Source organism: Shewanella glacialimarina (genome assembly GCF_020511155.1).
In the GTDB taxonomy this organism is placed as follows: Bacteria; Pseudomonadota; Gammaproteobacteria; order Enterobacterales; family Shewanellaceae; genus Shewanella; species Shewanella glacialimarina.
Genome location: NZ_CP041216.1, coordinates 2,937,362 through 2,957,171 on the forward strand (window position 1 = coordinate 2,937,362; position 19,810 = coordinate 2,957,171).

The 19,810-nt window shown below is 41.5% G+C and carries 16 protein-coding genes; 6 read left to right on the top strand and 10 right to left on the bottom strand.

All coding sequences use genetic code 11. The features are described 5' to 3' along the window. Positions 1-35 precede the first annotated feature (35 nt). The 7 genes from rlmM to pomA form a co-directional block, all read right to left on the bottom strand. Positions 36-1,139 carry a 23S rRNA (cytidine(2498)-2'-O)-methyltransferase RlmM gene (gene rlmM, locus FJ709_RS12765; protein WP_226410413.1) on the bottom strand — a complete coding sequence of 368 codons (1,104 nt, stop codon included), beginning with the start codon at positions 1,137-1,139 and terminating at the stop codon, positions 36-38. Between the two features lie 75 nt (positions 1,140-1,214). Beyond that, entirely contained in the window at positions 1,215-1,604 is a 390-nt protein-coding gene (locus FJ709_RS12770) for a DUF423 domain-containing protein (protein WP_226410414.1), read from the bottom strand. Positions 1,605-1,649: 45 nt separating this feature from the next. Further along, a complete protein-coding gene (locus FJ709_RS12775) occupies positions 1,650-2,375 on the bottom strand; it encodes an alpha/beta family hydrolase (RefSeq protein ID WP_404830056.1) in 726 nt (241 codons plus the stop codon). A gap of 1 nt (position 2,376) precedes the next feature. Next, positions 2,377-3,288: a transcriptional regulator GcvA gene (locus tag FJ709_RS12780; protein ID WP_226410415.1), complete on the bottom strand. Its 912-nt coding sequence runs from the start codon at positions 3,286-3,288 to the stop codon at positions 2,377-2,379. Positions 3,289-3,617: 329 nt separating this feature from the next. Continuing rightward, complete coding sequence (gene thiI / locus FJ709_RS12785; protein ID WP_226410416.1) at positions 3,618-5,072, bottom strand: tRNA uracil 4-sulfurtransferase ThiI; 1,455 nt, start codon at positions 5,070-5,072, stop codon at positions 3,618-3,620. Positions 5,073-5,415: 343 nt separating this feature from the next. After that, a complete protein-coding gene (locus FJ709_RS12790) occupies positions 5,416-6,339 on the bottom strand; it encodes a flagellar motor protein MotB (protein WP_226410417.1) in 924 nt (307 codons plus the stop codon). A 3-nt stretch (positions 6,340-6,342) separates the two neighbouring features. Further along, complete coding sequence (gene pomA, locus FJ709_RS12795) at positions 6,343-7,110, bottom strand: flagellar motor protein PomA (protein WP_226410418.1); 768 nt, start codon at positions 7,108-7,110, stop codon at positions 6,343-6,345. Positions 7,111-7,347: 237 nt separating this feature from the next. On the opposite strand from pomA, the gene xseB reads away from it, so the two are divergent. Genes xseB through dxs form a run of 3 tightly spaced genes read left to right on the top strand, consistent with a single transcriptional unit; the run spans position 7,348 to position 10,374 of the window. After that, positions 7,348-7,578 carry an exodeoxyribonuclease VII small subunit gene (gene xseB, locus FJ709_RS12800; RefSeq protein WP_226410419.1) on the top strand — a complete coding sequence of 77 codons (231 nt, stop codon included), beginning with the start codon at positions 7,348-7,350 and terminating at the stop codon, positions 7,576-7,578. 30 nt (positions 7,579-7,608) lie between these two features. Continuing rightward, the gene (gene ispA / locus FJ709_RS12805) at positions 7,609-8,490 is read left to right on the top strand and encodes a (2E,6E)-farnesyl diphosphate synthase (protein ID WP_226410420.1); all 882 of its coding nucleotides are present in this window, start codon (positions 7,609-7,611) and stop codon (positions 8,488-8,490) included. Positions 8,491-8,508: 18 nt separating this feature from the next. Continuing rightward, positions 8,509-10,374: a 1-deoxy-D-xylulose-5-phosphate synthase gene (dxs, locus tag FJ709_RS12810; RefSeq protein ID WP_226410421.1), complete on the top strand. Its 1,866-nt coding sequence runs from the start codon at positions 8,509-8,511 to the stop codon at positions 10,372-10,374. Positions 10,375-10,504: 130 nt separating this feature from the next. Here dxs and grpE read toward each other — a convergent pair whose 3' ends face one another. Then, positions 10,505-11,119 (bottom strand): nucleotide exchange factor GrpE, encoded by a 615-nt coding sequence (gene grpE, locus FJ709_RS12815; protein WP_226410422.1) that lies wholly within the window; start codon positions 11,117-11,119, stop codon positions 10,505-10,507. Positions 11,120-11,276: 157 nt separating this feature from the next. On the opposite strand from grpE, the gene nadK reads away from it, so the two are divergent. From nadK to FJ709_RS12830, 3 genes are all read left to right on the top strand, one after another. Beyond that, on the top strand, positions 11,277-12,155 hold the full coding sequence (nadK, locus tag FJ709_RS12820; RefSeq protein ID WP_226410423.1) for an NAD(+) kinase: 879 nt from the start codon (positions 11,277-11,279) through the stop codon (positions 12,153-12,155). Positions 12,156-12,520: 365 nt separating this feature from the next. Continuing rightward, positions 12,521-14,176 carry an L-lactate permease gene (locus FJ709_RS12825; RefSeq protein ID WP_226410424.1) on the top strand — a complete coding sequence of 552 codons (1,656 nt, stop codon included), beginning with the start codon at positions 12,521-12,523 and terminating at the stop codon, positions 14,174-14,176. 94 nt (positions 14,177-14,270) lie between these two features. Then, positions 14,271-17,075, top strand: coding sequence for an FAD-binding and (Fe-S)-binding domain-containing protein (locus tag FJ709_RS12830; RefSeq protein WP_226410425.1), 2,805 nt, complete (start codon positions 14,271-14,273; stop codon positions 17,073-17,075). 160 nt (positions 17,076-17,235) lie between these two features. On the opposite strand, the gene FJ709_RS12835 is transcribed toward FJ709_RS12830, so the two are convergent. Then, entirely contained in the window at positions 17,236-18,294 is a 1,059-nt protein-coding gene (locus FJ709_RS12835; protein ID WP_226410426.1) for a CobW family GTP-binding protein, read from the bottom strand. A 36-nt stretch (positions 18,295-18,330) separates the two neighbouring features. Beyond that, complete coding sequence (locus FJ709_RS12840) at positions 18,331-19,638, bottom strand: DEAD/DEAH box helicase (protein WP_226410427.1); 1,308 nt, start codon at positions 19,636-19,638, stop codon at positions 18,331-18,333. Positions 19,639-19,810 lie beyond the last annotated feature (172 nt).

The window sequence follows — 19,810 nt, forward strand, 5'->3', positions numbered from 1 at the left end:
TTTATTTTGTACACTTTTAACATGTAATTAATAACTTATCTTTCACCCAATATGGCATAATTAACGCCTTTTTCTGGGAATAACCATAAGTGTACCGTCACTTCGTCACGGTCATGGTAAAGGTGTTTGCATTGCATACGGTATTCGATGTTATTTTCTTTTAAAATCTCAGCCATAGTGTCTAAAATAACCCGCACTTCTTTGTAACGACTCTTCATTGGCAATTTTAAATTAAAAATAGCTTCTTTAAACCACGCATTAATGGCCCATGCTTCCATCAACTCTGCCACACGGGAAGGTTTTTCAACCATGTCACACACTAGCCAATAAATGTTTTTTCTTGGGGGTTCAAAGCGAAAACCATCGGCACGATAATGCTTAACTTGGCCTGTTTCCATTAACTTTTCATTCATTGGACCATTATCAACAGCCGCCACCATCATCCCTCGGCGGACTAATTGATAAGTCCAACCACCAGGGCAAGCACCCAAATCAACAGCATTTAAACCGCTGCGACAGCGCAAATCCTGCTCTTCTCTGGTCAAAAAAGCACTAAAAGCCTCATCTAGCTTTAAACTCGAGCGACTCGGTGCGTCAGCAACCATTTTCAAGCGCGGAATGCCCATGAAATGTGGTGAACTATTATTACTCAGTGAATAGCCAACATACGCTTTGCCCGGACCAATAAAACACACATGTACAATAGGACGGCTTTGGCTTTCTTTGGCCAATAAAATACCAGCTTTTTTCAACCCCTGGCGTAATGGTACAGTAAACTTACGGCAAAATGCCGACAACTCTTTTGCTTCGTTAGTGTCAGGTGTTTCTACCCGTAATTCACCACAACGAGATATATCACCTAAGGCTGCAACAATCGGACTCATTCTGTCTTGCTCTGGCAAGTCAATTAATAACTCACCCGCAGCAAACATCTGCCGCGTAAAAATTAACGAGCGTAATGCTAGTTGCTCGGCTAATTTATCGGCACCATTGTCTTCAAAACATTGATAAATAACATAAGCGTCATTGTTATTGGTTTTAACGAAGCCGCCAATGTTGAGCTCTGCCGCACGTTGTTGAATTTCTGCTGCGCACTCTTTTTCATATCCAGCGCGGCAAAATAAGAATAGGTTTTTCATGTAAAGCCTTAGCAATAGTCGATCTTGGAGCCAAATTTTGTCGGATTATAGCAAGAATATGACGCTATAGCAGATTTAGATTTGATCAATACTAATGGGTCTACGCCATGCAGCAATCGCAAATAACGCCCAAGCTATGAGTAAACAAAGCCCTCCCATAGGAGTGATAGTACCAATCCATTTAGCCTGGGTTAAAGCATATAAATACAGTGAACCAGAAAACAAGAGTATGCCTACGATAAAGAAGCCCGCAGACCAATTAAGCCACTTAGTTGACAACCATTGGGCCGCAAAAGCTAAACTCACTAGTGCAAAGGTGTGATAAAACTGATACTCAACCGCTAATTTGAAAATACTAACCATTTCCGCTGAGGCAATATTTTTTAATCCATGGGCGCCAAAAGCCCCTAAAGCAACAGCAATAAAACCACTAATAGCAGCAATAAATAACAAACGATGGTTCATAACGCACCTTGAATTGAGTTAGCGGATTTATCATCCTAAAATGAATTAAGTGACAGACTGAGAGAATTTAACGATTTCTGTCACAGTAAGCTCTAGATTAGCGTCAAACGTGATGCCTGACGACTTTCTTGGTGTAAAACTATGATCGCCATCTGGAATAGTGACAAACTCAATGCCGTCCCTGAACGTCCATACCGCTATTTGTTCAGGCAAACCAAATTTATCACGCTCACCCTGTAGCACTAAAGTTGGCATGTTCGAATCATTCAGGGGTGGCAACCTTGGCTCGCCGCCTTTAATAGGAACAAAGGGATAACCTAGACATATTTGACCAACAACCTGGCCTAATATAGTTTGTGCCTCAACAGCATCACACGAATGCAGATTTGATGTTAATGTCGCCATCACTCTTGAGCCCATCGACTTACCGATAAACACGATTCGTTTAGCGGTAATGGTTCCCTGCTGCTGTTTGTGATGAATATCGGTTAACACAGTTTCAAGATGCGACAGTAGCTTAGGGGCGCGATCCGGTGGGCGCTTCTTGCTATCAAGCATATTGGCCTGCATGTATAAGAAATTAAATCGATATACTGCAAAACCTTGTAATACCAAGAGCTCAGCCAATTGCTGCATAAAAGCATGGTGCATATTAGCGCCTGCACCATGGGCAAGCACAATTAAGGTGTCACTTTGATTATCGCCTTCAAGCAAGTAATCGGTTGCTAACAAGCTTGCTGGGCTATCAGTATTTAAAGGACTGACAGATATCCTATCCTGTGAGTAATTCACTGCGTGACTCCTCAGCAAACATATCCACCATCCATTCACGAAATGCACTGACTTTGCCTAATTCAGAATGGTTCTGCTGACACACTAAATAGTATGCATCTTTACTGACTAATACTTCTGAAAACGGGCATACCAGACGACCCGCTTTAATATCTGGCCTAGCTAACACGCTGTAGCCCAATGCAACCCCCTGCCCGTGGGCAGCGGCTTGTAACACTAAGGATGAATGACTAAAAATGGGGCCTTGATTGACATTGATATCACTTACCCCGCATTGTCTAAACCAGGCCTGCCAGTCGTGGCGGCTTGAGTCATGTAATAGGGTATGATATTTCAAATCACTTGGGGTACTTAGTGGCTTAGGTCCATTTAATAACAATGGTGAACAAACGGGGATCAATACTTCATTGCGCAGTTTATCCGCTCTAAGCCCTGCCCAATTACCTTGACCATAATAAATTGCCACATCAACATCATCTGTTAACGACCCAGTATCACTGTCTACCGCTTTAATACGCACATCAATATCAGGATTCTTTTCACTAAATTTGGCTAACCGCGGCACCAACCATTGAATCGCAAAACTCGGTGACATACTTACCGTTAACGAGCCCACAGCGCTGCGGGCAAGCAAGCGGTCGGTCGCCTCCCCCAACTGAATGAAAATATCCTTGATGTCAAGAAAGTAGCTCTGACCTTCTTCGGTTAACAGTAATGATCTATTTTTACGTCTAAAAAGTTTTAACCCTAGAAAATCTTCTAATGCTTTAATCTGATGGCTCACCGCAGCCTGAGTAACAAACAACTCCTCTGCAGCCCTAGTAAAACTGAGGTTTCTTGCTGCCGCTTCAAATGCTTTAACTGCATTCAAGGGCGGTAATCGTCTAGCCATGATGATTAATCTCTTATTATTTTAATTAGTTTTTCTAATGATTATCTCTATTTTTAACGGTTTGTAAAGAACAGGTTTTTGATTAGACTAGTATATTGAAATAACGTTAGCAGGGGAGTATTTTCGAGGTGTATTTCAGCTGAACAGTAGGGGATTAATTCGCATTCACGAAACGGTATTGATTAGATTTTTCCATATCGAAGATTATCACTTAATTGCTATAAACCGTTGCTATAAACCGTTGCGATAAACAATTACTATAAAAAATTGCTATAAAAAAGGCTTGCACCGTTGAAGATACAAGCCTTTATTACAAACAGTTTAACGTTTTATGGACGATAAACTTTTACATTCTGATAGCCTTGCTCAATTAAATACAAGGCTTGTAACTTACTCATCACACCGCGGTCACAATATAATAGGTAGGTTTTGCTCTTATCTAACTCAGCAAATTTTGTTGCCAACTTAAAGAATGGAATTGCTGTAATCTCTACGCCTTCGATAGATAATGGCTTACGCTCTTCTTCTTCTGGAGCGCGCACATCAATCACTATTTCGCCAGATGCAATATCAGTTACCGTTTCTGTTTCAGTGATTTGTTGATTCATTTCGGTTTCAATATCTCTAATATCCATCACTTTAGCTGAATAAACGATACGTTCGATAAGATCTTCATCAAACTTTAATTCTTCAGCTTCAATTTTAGATAACACTGCTTTTACCGTCGGTTTTTGAGAGATAACACCGCAGTATTCAGGCATTGTCTTAGCAAAATCCTCTGTGCCAATTAAGCGACTTTGATTGATGATATCCTGTTTGTCCATGGCTATCAGTGGACGCATAATTAACATGTCAGTACAGCGGTCTATAACATTCAAATTGGTCAAGGTTTGGCTAGACACTTGACCTAAACTTTCACCTGTCACCAAACCCTGAATTTTAAATTTTTCGGCAATACGCGCAGCTACTCGCATCATCACACGCTTTAAAATAACGCCCATTTGCCCACTGTCTATTCTTTCTAAAATTTGTTCTACAACTGGCTCAAACGGCACGGTAATAAAACGTACCTTATGTGACTCGCCGTAGGTTTTCCATAAATGATAGGCAACTTGTTTAACGCCTATCTCATGCTGTGCGCCGCCCAAGTTGAAGAAGCAATAATGGGTACGCGAACCCTTTTTAATAAATTGAAAACTTGATACACCAGAGTCAAACCCACCGGAGATAAGTGATAACACATCCTCTTGGGTTGCCATTGGAAAACCACCTAAACCTTCGATACGACGCTCAACCAAATAAACTTTATTTCCATCAATTTCAAGATTAACAGTAACATCTGGATTATTCAGTTTTACGCCCAAGGCATCAGCATGTTGATTTAAGCCACCGCCAACATAACGCTCAACCTCGATCGAATTAAAATCATGGTTTCCAGTACGTTTTACCCGTACACAAAATGTTTTACCGGCAATTTCATCACGATACCGGGGTAAGGCTAACTGGTAAATGCTATCAATAGTATCAAACGGATACTCGCTAACTTGCACTACATGCGCAATACCAGGAATACACGCTAAGCGTTGCCCAAATATGTCCTGCAATTCTGGTTTATCTTCAGGTACCTTGACGATGAGCCGGTCAAATAAACGTAGCACATTAGCCTCTTCGTCGACTTTTTTAAGTACATTTCGAATATTCGTTTCTAGCATTTTAGTAAACCGTAATCTTACCGATTTACTCTTCATCATGATTTCAGGGTATAACTTTACAATAAACTTCATAGCGGTTCCGGCAACATTAATTACTGGCTAAACACGACAATGTATTTAGCCAACGTCATAGTTAATGGTTTTAATTAAGAAAATAAATACTTATTTTTCACGGCAAAAAAATATCGACCCAGCTTACACTGAGTCGAATAAATTAATTACCGTACGTAAAAAAAGCAGTAATTATGAGGATTATATCAAATTTTTAGTCGCTTGTAATAACATTATCCGCTTGAGCAAGCGTCACGATATATATACATAACGCTGAGTATGATCCAAAAAAAGCACAATCATTTGATTGCGCTTTAAATTCAGTCATTTGCGTTTATTAAGGGTTTTGAGTTATCTGCGGATCCTAAATCACTTTAATTTCATCAGATTCTTTAGGTTTGCCCTGCTCTATGGCTATTTCGACTCGACGATTTCGAGCTCGATTAGTGTTACTGTCATTCGGCACCAGTGGATTATTGGACGCCTCTCCCATCACTTTCATCCGTGTTTCATCAAAGCCAGGCACTTTCATCAATTCATGGGCTACCGCAACAGCTCGCTGACTGGATAAATCCCAGTTTGAACTATAAAGTTCATTGCTGATATGAGCGCCATCTGTATGTCCTGACACTGTAATAATGCCAGGTACATCTTTGAGTAACTCACCAATGGATCGCACAATAGGCCTAAACTGGGGCTGTAGAAAGCCTGAACCGGAAGAAAATGATCCCTTTTCTCGAATTCGAATAATAATTTGCTGACCTAACGATTCTAATTCAATGGCACCATCAACAATTTGTTCATTCAATTGTTCAGCCATTTTTTTAAGTTGCTCATTGATATTATCTTGTGAAGATGCAGCATCTTTTTTAACCGCTTCAGCTTCTTTTTGTGCAGTTGCGCTAGCATTACCGCCGCGTTGAGCGCCATTCTGTTTTTGCACCCCGCCAGCACTGTCTTCTTCACCTGCTTGATACTCAATGGTTGGTTGAGTCATTTCATTAGTTTGCTGATTAATAATTTCAATCGGAGTGGGATCGGGTCGACCAGGTCGAAACTCCAGTGCAATAACCGATGTGCCTTTGGGGATGTCTTTGACTTCAACTTTATTCTGTACACCAAAGGCATACTTCATTGAACCTGCAATTTGCTTGAACTTCATTACGTCCATTTCAGAGAACGCTAATAATAATACGAAAAAGCACATCAGCAACGACATGAGATCAGCAAAGGTTGCTAACCACATGGGCGCGCCGGCAGGTGGACATTCACACTTGGCCTTAGCCATGGGTTACTCCCCGTCCGTTGTATCTATTTTACGTTGTTTTTCAGAAATATAGTTTTTCAAAAAACCTTCAATTACACGCGGGTTTTGACCGTCTTGAATCGCCAATACCGCATCCATAATCAAATTACGATTCAATAGCTCTTCATTCATTCGCAGTGATAATTTATCCGCCATTGGGATGGCTATCATGTTGGCGATTACTGCACCATAAAGTGTGGTTAATAACGCCACCGCCATTGATGGGCCAATTGATTTAGGGTCATCCATGTTTGATAACATGGCGACCAAACCAACAAGCGTACCAATCATCCCCATCGCAGGTGCAACATCTCCCATGGCTTTAAAAATATTTACCCCAGACTTATGGCGATCTTCAGTTAAGGCAATATCTTTCTCTAATGCATTACGTACGACCTCGCCATCATGACCATCAACTAACATATCGACTGCTTTTTGCATAAAAGTGTTGCTAATTTGCGCTTCTTCTAACGCTAAAAAGCCCCCTTTACGGGCAGCATCGGCCATATTAACGGATTGCTCAATGAGGTCTTCTGGTTTATCAATTTTAAACATAAAGGCTTTTAAGCCAATCTTAATCGCACCTAAAAATTGCTTTAGGTTAAACTTCATCATCACCACAAATAAAGAGCCGGCAACAACAATCAAAATTGACGGTACGTCGATAAATAGGCCGATACCACCACTGGTCACCATAGCGCCAATGATAAATGCAAAAGCACCAATAATTCCTATCAGGGTTGCTAAATCCACAACGTCTCCTCAAATGCAGTAAAGTCTGCTTGAATATGCTAATGCTAAAATCGTTAAACTTAAACATCATCTTACTATGTTATCGGTCAAAATCATTTCTAGTTTAGCTCGAATTTCAACTTTCTAAACAAATTTCAGTAACAAAGCGTGCTATTGAGCAAATATCAAGCGTCTGTATTTGACCCAAAAGCTCGGCTGATATACCTTGTCACACGCTGAACAAGAGGAAATATCAACGTGGCAAAAAAACCTGAAAATCTCAGTTTTGAGCAATCTTTAAATGAACTTGAAACTATTGTAGCCAGTTTAGAGCAAGGTGAAGTCTCCCTTGATGATGCATTAAAGCAGTTTGAACGAGGCATCAACCTCGTACGCCAAAGCCAGGCAAAACTTGAACAGGCACAACAGAAAGTATCCATTTTATTAGATGACAAAGACACCTTAACCCCATTAGAAATTGAACAATAAACAGCTTTGACAGCATGTTGAGGTATTACAGTGCTAACTGATGCAATAAAGACTTATCAACAAAGAGTTGATCAAGTATTAAGCCAAAAATTAACTGACCTTGATAACGCTGCACCAAAATTAAAAGCGGCCATGACCCATGGTGCGTTATTAGGTGGTAAGCGTATCAGACCTTTTTTGGTTTACAGTATAGGACAAATGTTAAATGTCCCGCTAAAGGTATTAGATAATTTAGCCGCTGCCATTGAATGTATTCATGCATATTCGCTTATCCATGATGACTTACCAGCAATGGATAATGATAGTCTTCGCCGTGGCCAACCTACTGTTCATATTGCTTTTGATGAAGCCTGCGCAATATTAGCAGGTGATGCATTACAAACGCTTGCATTCGATATTATCAGTGAGCCTATTGAGGGTTTAACTCCCTCACAGCAATTAGCCATCGTGAAGTCATTGGCAAAAGCCTCTGGTTATATGGGTATGTGTGGTGGTCAGGCAATTGATCTTAGCGCTACAAATCAGCGTATTGAAATGGCGAGATTAACCGAGCTTCATAACAAAAAAACGGGTGCATTAATCTGCTGCGCAGTAGAAATGGCGTTGATTGCAGCCAATGCCCCCGATAATGAACATCAAGCCTTAATGGTTTACGCTGGTAAAATAGGTTTAGCCTTTCAAGTGCAAGACGATATATTAGATATCGTTGCTAGCACCGAAGAGTTAGGTAAACCACAAGGCAGTGACGAGCAATCAAATAAAAGTACCTTTCCTAAATTACTCGGTTTAGAAGGTGCCAAGCAGACATCACAGCAACTTGTTGATGATGCTCTATCAGAACTGACTAAATTGCCATACAATAGTCAGTTAATTGCAGACTTTGCTCGGTATATTATCGTGCGAAGAATATAATAAGACAGATATCTCACTATGAGTTTCGATAATTCTCAATATCCTGTGTTAGCAAAAGCTAACACCCCAGAAGAACTTAGACAGCTACCTCAGAGTTTATTGCCGCAGGTATCAGATGAGCTGCGCCAGTTTCTGTTGCAATCGGTAGGCATGTCTAGCGGTCATTTTGCTTCTGGTTTAGGCACGGTTGAATTAACCGTAGCGCTTCATTATGTGTACGACACGCCTTTTGACCAATTGGTTTGGGATGTTGGCCATCAAGCTTATCCTCACAAAATTTTAACTGACCGCCGTAACCGCATGCACACTATTCGCCAAAAAAACGGTTTGCATCCTTTCCCATGGCGTGAAGAAAGTCATTACGATACCTTTAGTGTCGGTCATTCTGGCACCTCTGTCAGTGCAGCTTTAGGCATGGCAATTGCCGCCGAAAAAGAAAATAAAGGCCGTAAAGTTGTTGCTGTTATTGGTGATGGCGCAATGACAGGCGGTATGGTATTTGAAGCTTTAAATCATGCCGGTGACTTACGCAACGATATGTTAGTCGTGCTGAACGATAATGAAATGTCGATTTCAGAAAATGTTGGCGCACTTAATAATCACCTTGCTCAACTTATGTCTGGCCGCTTTTACACGACTATCCGTGAAAGCAGTAAAAAAGTGCTTAAAGGCATGCCTGCTATTAAGGAAATAGCTAAGAGAACAGAAGAACACCTAAAAGGCATGGTGGTTCCAGGGACTTTGTTTGAAGAACTAGGCTTTAATTACATCGGCCCTATTGACGGCCATGATGTTGATGCCTTAGTTGAAACCATGCGCAATATGCGTAGCCTAAAAGGGCCACAGATCCTGCACATCATGACTAAGAAAGGTCGTGGATATGAGCCAGCAGAAAAAGATCCTATTGGTTGGCACGCCGTGCCTAAGTTTGATCCTAGCCAGTTTAAAAAACCTGCGACTAAACCAGGTTTGCCGACATTTTCACAGGTGTTTGGTAAATGGCTATGTGATGTTGCTGAGCTTGACGATAAAGTGATGGGGATTACCCCTGCTATGCGTGAAGGTTCTGGCATGGTTGAGTTTTCACAACGTTTCCCTAAACAGTATTTTGATGCTGCTATTGCTGAGCAGCACGCAGTAACCTTAAGTGCTGGTATGGCAACCCAAGGCTTAAAGCCCGTTGTAGCCATATACTCTACCTTCTTACAACGTGGTTATGATCAACTCATTCACGATGTCGCATTACAACGCTTACCAGTGTTATTTGCCATTGACCGTGGTGGTATTGTGGGCGCAGATGGTCCGACCCATCAAGGCGCGTTTGATTTAAGCTTTATGCGTTGTATTCCCAACATGATAATTATGACCCCTTCTGATGAAAATGAATGTCGTCAGATGCTGTACACCGGCTATTGCTATCAGGACGGTCCTACTGCTGTGCGTTACCCAAGAGGGTGTGCAACAGGTGCTGAACAAGTTGAAGAAATGACCCAATTGCCTATCGGCAAAGGCGTAATGAAGCGCCACGGCAAAAAAATTGCAATCGTTAATTTTGGTACAACATTAGAAACCGCCTTAATTGCTGCTGAAGCATTAGATGCTTCCGTTGCCGATATGCGCTTTGTGAAACCGTTAGATATTGAGCTACTGACAGAACTGGCAAACAACCATGATGTGATTGTCACAGTTGAAGAGAACGCGATAATGGGCGGCGCTGGTAGTAGCGTGATGGAAACGTTACAACAACTTAAAATAATTATGCCTGTGCTTCAAATAGGTCTGCCGGATGAGTTTATTAAACACGGCGCTCCAGATGAAATTATCAGTGAACTGAAATTAGATGCCAAAGGTATTGAGCAGCAGATTAGAGACTATTTAGCTTAGTTGATATCAATGTAGCTAAAATAACTTCTTAATCTAAACGAACTAAAAAAACGCATAAAAAAAGGGCTGAATTATCAGCCCTTTTTAATCGATTACTTTTGGAAAGGTAGAAGGCTACCGTTCTAAGTGATTATGCTTGAGTATCTACACCTGGACCGCCTTGCGATACCATCACCATAGCTGGACGTAATAAACGGTCATTTAAAATATAACCTTTTTGCATCACTAACATCACTGTATTTTCTGGATACTCAGCACTTGGCTGCATACCAATAGCTTGGTGATGTGCAGGATTAAACGTCTCGCCTAATGGGCTAAGCTGTACCACACCAAATTTCTCAACAGTACTTAAGAAACCTTTCATGGTTAATTCAACACCTTCATAAATCGCTTTAGTGGCCTCATCAGCTGGCGAGGTACCTTGTAACGCTCTATCCATGTTGTCGATAACGGGTAAAAGCTCATTAGCAAATTTTTCTAGGGCAAACTTACGCGCTTGTTCTACATCTTTTGCAGTACGTGTACGAATATTTTGTATCTCAGCTGCCGCACGCACTTCAACTTCTTTGCGATCAGCGAGTGCTGCTTCAGACTCTGCTAATAGCTGCTCTAATTCTTCAATGCGGAAGTTAGCCTGGGTTAACTCATCCATTAAGCTTGCTTCACCAGCTTCAATGACGGTACCTTCTTCCACTTGATCTTGGGTATCGATATCTTGTGGATCGTAGTTTGACTCGTTGCTCATTTTCACTCCAGCTAAAAAATGCGATATTTTCGGAAATCTGACAGAAACATGTCAGAAGAAGATTAATTATCATGCTTCTGACACTTTTAATTAGTTTGGGTATATTATGGGGATCAATTTCAGCGTTTCAAGGCTTTTAAGGCCAACAAATATCAATATGAGCAAAAAGTTTAATACTATCGGCCTTATCGGTAAGCCCCATCATCATGGCACAAACTTGACCTTGAAGCGTTTGCATCATTGGTTATCAATGCAAGGCTACCAAGTTATTGTTGAGTCCCGCGTCTCAGCAGAACTTGGTAATGATATATCATCCATGGACTTACTCGAGATGGGGGCACATTGTGATCTCGCCATTGTGGTCGGTGGTGATGGAAATATGCTAGGTGCAGCAAGGGTATTAGCCCGTTTTGATGTTGCTGTCATTGGTGTCAACCGGGGTAATTTAGGGTTTTTAACCGATTTGCCTCCAGATAATTTTGAAGATACCTTGTCTGATGTGCTTGATGGTGAATTTGAAACTGAATACCGCTTTTTATTAGAAGCTGAAGTACATCGCCATGGCAAAATAACCTCAAGTAATACTGCGGTTAATGAAGCGGTATTGCACCCTGGTAAAATTGCTCACATGATCCAATTCGAAGTCTACATAGACGAGCAGTTTATGTACAGCCAACGCGCGGATGGTATGATTGTATCAACACCAACAGGGTCTACTGCATATTCATTGTCAGCAGGCGGTGCTATTTTAACGCCTAATTTACAAGCACTCATTCTAGTGCCTATGTTTCCCCACACCCTTTCTTGTCGCCCTATTGTGGTTGATGCTTGTAGCACTATCAAATTAGTAGTGTCACCTGAGAATGGTGAAAATCTTGAAGTCAGTTGTGACGGCCACGTTCACTTAGCCGTGTTGCCTGGTGATGAAATTATTATTCGCCGCTCAAGTGAACAATTAAGACTAATCCATCCTAAAGGCCATAATTACTTCCACGTATTGCGCAATAAACTGGGCTGGGGCAGCAAGCTATTTTAATCACTTAATGCTCATGCCCGCTCCTTTCTGCTTCCTATCAAGGTGATATATAGCGTTTTTTTATCACCTTGAATGCTCATCTCGTGAGTGAGTTCACATTCATAATCGCTAATATTAAGTAAAATCATCCTTCACTCACTGGACACTTAAACGGTGATATTAATCACATACTTAAATGAGTGAAATCGATCTATGTCCCAATGTTTGGATGGTTTGTAATAGTTACGTTTTAAAATGATCTTGATCAAGTATTGAAGTCACAAAATACAGTCTATTACATCTACCTTTTGTTACATCCAAGTAATAGAAATATAACAAACAAAAATAAGACCTAAACTAACAACCTTACAAATAAAGAGGTGTGCATGACTACGTTACAGCTAATCGCGAGCTTAACGCCCATTATCAGCGTTATGGTGTTCCTTGTTTTACTTAAGCTCCCTGCGTCTAAAGCCATGCCCATTTCAATGGTCGCGACAGGATTAGCGGCTATCTTCATTTGGCAAATGGACACTAGAATACTCGCAGCTTCGATTGTAGAAGGGTTATTATCAGCCCTCACACCTCTCACCATTATTTTTGGCGCAGTGTTTTTACTCAATACGCTTAAATATTCTGGCGCCATGGACACTATTCGAGCCGGCTTTACGAGTATCAGTGCAGATGCGCGAGTACAGGTTATTATTATCTGTTGGCTATTTGGCTCGTTCATTGAAGGTTCGGCTGGTTTTGGTACACCCGCAGCCATTGGCGCCCCATTACTGGTTTTATTAGGTGTGCCGCCTATTGCGGCCGCTGTAGTGGCATTAATTGCCGACTCGACCTCGGTATCATTTGGCGCAATAGGTTTGCCTGTATTATTTGGTATGGAACAAGGTCTAATACAAAATGGCGTGTCCATGGCAACCGAACAAATTACAGCACATGGCGGTAACTTTGCTAATTATGCTCAGTTTATTGCCATGCACATTATCACTATTGATTTAATCACGGGTTCATTAATTCCCTTAGTGGTTGTCTGTGTGTTAACTGGCTTTTTTGGTAAGAACAAATCATTTAAAGAAGGGTTACAAATCTGGAAATTTGCACTGCTAGCAGGTTTCGCTTTCACCATTCCTGCATGGTTAATTAATTACCTTGCGGGTCCTGAATTCCCCTCGGTTATTGGTGCGTTAATTGGCATGGCAGTGGTTATTCCAGTCGCTCAAAAAGGCTGGTTACTTCCAGCAACACCCTGGAATGACTTTGCAGACAATGAACAACTGTCACAGAACATTACCACTGAAGATAAGCCTGTAGAAGCTAAGTTTTCGCAAATTGCAGCCTGGTCCCCATATATTATTATGGCCGCATTGTTAGTGCTTTCCAGAATAGTCACCCCATTCAAAACTTGGTTAACAGGCTTTAATATCAGCTGGACGGGGTTGTTAGGAACCGAGTTAAAAGCCAGCTTTGCCACATTCTATGCGCCGGGGATTTTCTTTATTCTAGTGTGTGTTGTAGGTTTTATATTATTCAGAATGAAACCGAAAGCCATTAAACAATCTATCACGGTATCTTGCGGCTCAATGTTACCCACCATCATCTCACTCGGCGCATCTGTGCCTATGGTCAAAATATTCTTAAACTCAGGTGCAAACTCTGCAGGCCTGCAATCTATGCCGGTAGCACTAGCAGATTTACTTGCCAATACTATGGGCTCAGTTTGGGCTTGGGTGTCGCCCATAGTCGGCATCTTTGGTGCATTTCTTTCCGGTTCAGCCACTTTCTCCAATATGATGTTTTCAGGCTTACAGTACTCTGTTGCCGATAATATTGGAATGAGCCATGCGTTGGCCTTAGCACTGCAAGGCATTGGTGCTAATGCAGGTAACATGATGTGTGTGATGAACGTTGTTGCAGCGGCAACCGTGGTGGGAATGGCAGGACGTGAGTCTGAAATTATTCGTAAAACAATGCCTATAGCATTAGGTTATGCGCTTGTTGCTGGCACCATTGCTGTAATTTGGGGTGGTTTCTAAGCTTAATGACCTGTTCTCAATGTCGCAAGTCACTGAAGTTTACTGTTGATGGTTTATTACTGTGATTTGCTGCTGAATTAATAAGAGAAATATTATGACGATTGATTATCGAACCATCATGCAAGAGTTAACGCTACAACTAGGCGAAAAAGCGGTGAGTAATGACCCTACTCGTCGCTTTGCGTGGTCTACAGATGCTAGTTATTTTCGAATCGTACCTGAAATCGTTGTTCATGCAGATGAACTTGAACAAGTTAAAATAACCCTTGAGATTGCACGCAAACATAATGCACCAGTTACCTACAGGGCAGCAGGCACCAGCTTATCAGGCCAAGCGATTGGTGAAGGTATTTTATTAATACTCGGCCATGACGGCTTTCGCACCATTAATATCAGTGCTGATAGAAGTCAAATAACCTTAGGTTGTGCGGTCATAGGTGCAGATGCGAATGCGGCATTAAAACCATTTAATAAAAAAATTGGTCCAGACCCTGCCACTCTCGCCGCAGCTAAAATTGGTGGTATTGTATCCAATAACGCTTCTGGGATGTGTTGTGGAACCGCTCAAAATAGTTATCAAACGATTTCGTCAGTGAAATTATTGTTTGCAGATGGAACCGAATTAGACACTAGTTGTGAACAATCTAAATCTGCATTCGCACTAAGTCATCCAGGTTTATTAGAAGCTTTATCATCTTTAGCTAAAAAGACCCAAAATAATTCGGCTTTGGCTGCACGAATTCGTAAAAAGTTCTCGATTAAAAATACCACTGGATACAGCATCAATGCGCTAGTCGACTTTAATGACCCTTTTGATTTAATCAACCACCTTATTGTGGCTGCAGAAGGGACATTAGCCTTTGTCAACGAAGTGACTTATCACACAGTAGACGAAGCCCTTTTTAAAGCTTCTGCTATGGCCGTGTTTTTCAGTATGGAAGATGCAGCAAGTGCCGTTCCACCGATGAAGGGGGACAGCGTAGCTGCGGTTGAATTACTCGACTGGGCATCGATTAAATCTGTTATGGGTAAGCCTGGTATGCCTACCTGGTTAAATCAATTACCTCAAGGCGCGGCGATATTATTAATTGAGTGCAGAGCAAACAATAAAACAACATTAGCCCAATATACCCAAGATGTGATTAACAAAATTGCCCATATTGAAACAGAACGCCCAATTGAATTCAGCAACGACCCTGCCGTATTTGCTCAATACTGGGCTATGCGTTCAGGTTTGTTCCCTATTATTGGTGGCGCACGCCCTAAAGGGACCTCCGTTATTATTGAAGATGTGGCCTTTGAACTTGAGCATCTTGCTGCCGCCGCGGCCGATCTAACCTCCTTATTTCATAAACACGGTTACCCTGAAGGGGTAATTTATGGTCATGCATTAGCGGGCAACTTTCATTTTATTATTACCCCCACCTTTTCATCTGAAACCGACACGCGCAATTTCCATGCTTTTATGCAGGATGTCGCGGATATGGTCATCAATAAATATGATGGTTCAATGAAGGCGGAACATGGGACTGGCCGTGCCGTCGCCCCTTTTGTTGAAATGGAATGGGGCGCTGATGCTTACACCATAATGAAGCAAATTAAACACATTTTTGATCCTCAAAGGTTACTCAATCCTGGGGTGATTTTAAATGATGACGCTGAAATCCATGTCAAAAATATCAAACCTTGCCCTGTGGTTGATGATTTTATCGATAAATGTATTGAGTGTGGATTTTGTGAAAAAACCTGCCCAACATCAGCACTTAATTTTTCACCACGTCAACGTATCGCGGTGTTGCGTGAAATAGAAAGATTAACCGAATCCGGTGACAAACAAGCGGCTGCAAAAATGCGCGCTAGCGCTAAGTATGATGTTGTTGATACCTGTGCTGCTTGTCAGTTATGTACTATTGCCTGCCCTGTTGACAGCAGTATGGGGCAACTGGTGCGTAAACTGCGTACTCCTTATATCAGTACCACTGAACAAAAAGTATTAGATTTTCAAGCCAAGCACTATGGCGCTGTGAATACCGTTATCAGCACAGGCTTTAATCTATTAGGCACTATTCATAAACTGACGGGTGATGGTATTACCAACTCGTTGATGAATGTCGGCCGCATGATCAGCAAAGAAGTACCCTATTGGAACCCTGACTTCCCTAAAGGCGGCAATGTTGCTAAACCGTCAGCCCACATAATTGGCCAGCCTACTGTGGTTTACTTCCCAGCTTGTGGTGGGCGAACATTTGGCCCTACGCCAAAAGATCCTGACAGTCGCACCTTATCTGAAGTGGTTATGACTTTACTTGAACGAGCAGGCTATAACGTTGTTACGCCAAATAACACGCGTGAATTGTGTTGCGGCCAAATGTGGGAATCAAAGGGTGATTTCAAAAATGCTGACACTAAACGAGATGAGTTAATTGATTCCCTCAGCAAGCTCAGTGATAACGGTAAAGTCCTTGTTGTGGTTGATGCATTATCTTGTACATATCGCACACTCACGGGTAACCCCAAAGTCGATATTTTAGATCTTGTGCAGTTTATGCATGACAATATTTTACCTAAAGTGACTATCACTAAAAAAGCCAGTATTACGCTACACCAGGGCTGTAGTGCGCGTAAAATGAAACTTGAGCCGACCCTCCAGGCAATTGCCAATGCCTGTGCTCAGGATGTGATATTGCCGGCTGGCATTGCCTGTTGTGGCTATGCGGGTGAAAAAGGTTTGTATAAGCCTGAAATTAACGCCAGTGCATTACGTAATATCAAAAATCTTATTCCTATTGAAGTTAAACAAGGTTACTACGCCAACAGAATGTGTGAAGTGGGCTTAACTCAACACAGCGGCATTTCGTATCGTCATCTAGCCTATTTACTGGAAGAGTGTAGCCGTTAGTTTCTCTAACAGTTGCAATAAACTTTGTACATTCATATAAAATAGGCCTGTCTGGTGACAGGCCTATTTTTTAGCGAAATAATTGTAAAATCGAATAATGAAATAGGTACGTTAAATAATTCTGCGCGCCGTAAAAAATAAATAAAGCAACTCAAAATCGTTAACCGCAACAGGCTAATAAACCTAGCTGTAATGCTTTGGGATCTAATGAAGTTGTCGCAATAATCTCTAAACGTGAATCATTCGCGTCATCCAGTTCAGATAAACTTAACTGCGCATCGACCATATTCACCCCAAGAATACCTTCTTCGGTAATCATTACCGCTTTTAGACGAAGTATTTCAGGTCGTTTAAATGTGTCAATCCAGGCCATTAATAAATCAAAATCAAACATTACGCTTGGGCTAATTAACCAGCCCACACTGAAACACCCTTCACCTTGATTAATTTTACACACCACTTCACCATGGCTTAAAATGGGTAAAACAGTCTCTTCAACTTGATTAAACCATAAAGTTGATTTTGCAGATAAGCCACTGTTTAACAAAGCATGTTGTGGCTTAATCTGTTTAATCGGCTTAATGGTTCTTTTATGGGGCTTATGCAAATTTTTTAGCAAAGTGTCAATAAGTTGAGGTGAGCTAAAATGATCGGCTGCGGTAACAACACTAGGATTAATCTCAAGCTCGTCACACAATGTGCTTAATTGTTGAATATCAGATGGTTGGTACAGTTCACTTTTACTGGCAACGATGACATCTGCTATTAACAATTGCTGAATATATATTTCATGCTGACGATAACGGCTATCGACAAGTTTACGAGCATCCACCAAACATAAACAAGCCTGCAGATGAATAACTTGTTGGTAATGAGGCTCACTCAAAGTGTTAATAATTTGCTGCGGGTGACCAATGCCGGTAGGTTCAATTAGCAACCTATCGGGTTTTGCCCGCTGAATAATTTGATTTATTGCCACTTGTATTGGTATGCCAGCGGCGCAACATAAACAGCCACCAGCTACTTCTTTAATCACTACACCATCTGTTGGCGAGCGATTAATTAATCCCGCATCAATACCAATTTCACCGAACTCATTGACCAGTACAGCCCAAACCTCGTTATCAGGTTTATGCTTAAGTAACTGTTTAATTAGGCTGGTTTTACCTACGCCTAGAAAGCCGGTAATCACATTGGTATTGACGGGTTTTATGATCATATTTTGCTTATACTTCAGTTGTTTTTATTAACTCAGTTATTTCTTCTTACTGTATTTACCATGGCGTTGTGGCTTAGCTGAGTCTTTATCAAATTGGCCTGAACGGTTATTGCGATTTGGACGAGCATGCTTTTTAACTTGCTTTGTTTTGGTCGGATCTGACGCTAATTCACGATACCGAGCAGGAAGCGGCGCACCTTGCTCATAGCCAGCAATGCTTGTTAATACTAAACGTTGTTGAATAACCGCTTCAATAGCCTCAAGGCACTCCTGTTCTTGCGGGCTCACTAGCGAAATAGCCTCGCCAGCTAAACCGGCACGACCAGTACGGCCTATTCGGTGAACATAATCTTCAGGCTCTTCAGGTAGTTCAAAGTTAATCACCCGCGGTAACGCTTGTATATCTAACCCTCGGGCGGCTAAATCGGTTGCCACTAATACACGTAACTTGCCAGACTTAAACTCTTCAAGGGCTTTATTACGTGCTCCTTGGGATTTGTCACCATGAAACACAGCACTTTTAATGCCGTCTAATGACAATTCTTTTTGAAGATGATCAGCGGTTTCTTTACGGCTGGTGAACACCATCACTTGCTGCCAATTATGCTTGCCGATAAGTTCCGATAATAATTCAGCCTTTCGGCGTTGATCGACTTGATAGGCCAGCTGAGTGACTGTGGCAGCTGTCGTTGTGGTTGCCACATTAATGTGCTCAGGTGAAATAAGCATATCATCGGCTAACAATTTAATTTCATCAGAAAAAGTCGCTGAAAACATCATCGTCTGGTGATCGCGATTAATAAGCCGCTTCACTTTTTCAATGTCTTTAACAAAACCTAAATCAAGCATGCGGTCAGCTTCATCAATGACTAAATATTTTACCGATGCAAGTGATAAGTCATGCTGACCAACAATATCAAAAAGACGACCTGGGGTGGCCACTAAAATATTAACCCCTTGGCTTATTGCTGTGAGCTGCGGGCGAATACTGGCACCACCATAAACAGCGACACTTTTAATTGGCAAAAACTGACTAAATTGTACAATATTTTGTTCAATTTGAATCGCGAGTTCACGCGTTGGTGTCATGATTAATACCGTGAGTGGATTAGCGTCTATGCCACCTTCATGGTCAGAGCTATCATCTGCTGAGGTGATCATTTCAATTAACGGTAATGCAAATGCCGCTGTTTTACCTGTACCTGTTTCAGCATTCGCTAGAATATCTTTACCAGCCTGGATTTTGGGGATCACCGCCAGTTGAATTGGCGTAGGGGTCACATAACCAATAGCGGTCAGTGCTCGTTGAATTTCAGGCTTTAATCCTAGCGATAAAAAAGACATAACAGGCTCTATAGAGTAAAAGAATTAGCAATCGCGCATTATATACTGGATTGATCCGAAAACTTATAAAAAACGGCAATCTCACTAAGGTTTGCCGATCATAATTCAAACATATCGAGTAACATTTTGTATCAACCAGACAATTTTTGGTTGAATCAATGGCCTAAAACAG

Bases quoted from the DNA above. Each gene is read 5' to 3' on its own strand.
- rlmM (WP_226410413.1), bottom strand. From the start codon at position 1,139: ATGAAAAACCTATTCTTATTTTGCCGCGCTGGATATGAAAAAGAGTGC.
- FJ709_RS12770 (WP_226410414.1), bottom strand. From the start codon at position 1,604: ATGAACCATCGTTTGTTATTTATTGCTGCTATTAGTGGTTTTATTGCT.
- FJ709_RS12780 (WP_226410415.1), bottom strand. From the start codon at position 3,288: ATGGCTAGACGATTACCGCCCTTGAATGCAGTTAAAGCATTTGAAGCG.
- thiI (WP_226410416.1), bottom strand. From the start codon at position 5,072: ATGAAGTTTATTGTAAAGTTATACCCTGAAATCATGATGAAGAGTAAA.
- FJ709_RS12790 (WP_226410417.1), bottom strand. From the start codon at position 6,339: ATGGCTAAGGCCAAGTGTGAATGTCCACCTGCCGGCGCGCCCATGTGG.
- dxs (WP_226410421.1), top strand. From the start codon at position 8,509: ATGAGTTTCGATAATTCTCAATATCCTGTGTTAGCAAAAGCTAACACC.
- grpE (WP_226410422.1), bottom strand. From the start codon at position 11,119: ATGAGCAACGAGTCAAACTACGATCCACAAGATATCGATACCCAAGAT.
- nadK (WP_226410423.1), top strand. From the start codon at position 11,277: ATGAGCAAAAAGTTTAATACTATCGGCCTTATCGGTAAGCCCCATCAT.
- FJ709_RS12825 (WP_226410424.1), top strand. From the start codon at position 12,521: ATGACTACGTTACAGCTAATCGCGAGCTTAACGCCCATTATCAGCGTT.
- FJ709_RS12830 (WP_226410425.1), top strand. From the start codon at position 14,271: ATGACGATTGATTATCGAACCATCATGCAAGAGTTAACGCTACAACTA.
- FJ709_RS12835 (WP_226410426.1), bottom strand. From the start codon at position 18,294: ATGATCATAAAACCCGTCAATACCAATGTGATTACCGGCTTTCTAGGC.
- FJ709_RS12840 (WP_226410427.1), bottom strand. From the start codon at position 19,638: ATGTCTTTTTTATCGCTAGGATTAAAGCCTGAAATTCAACGAGCACTG.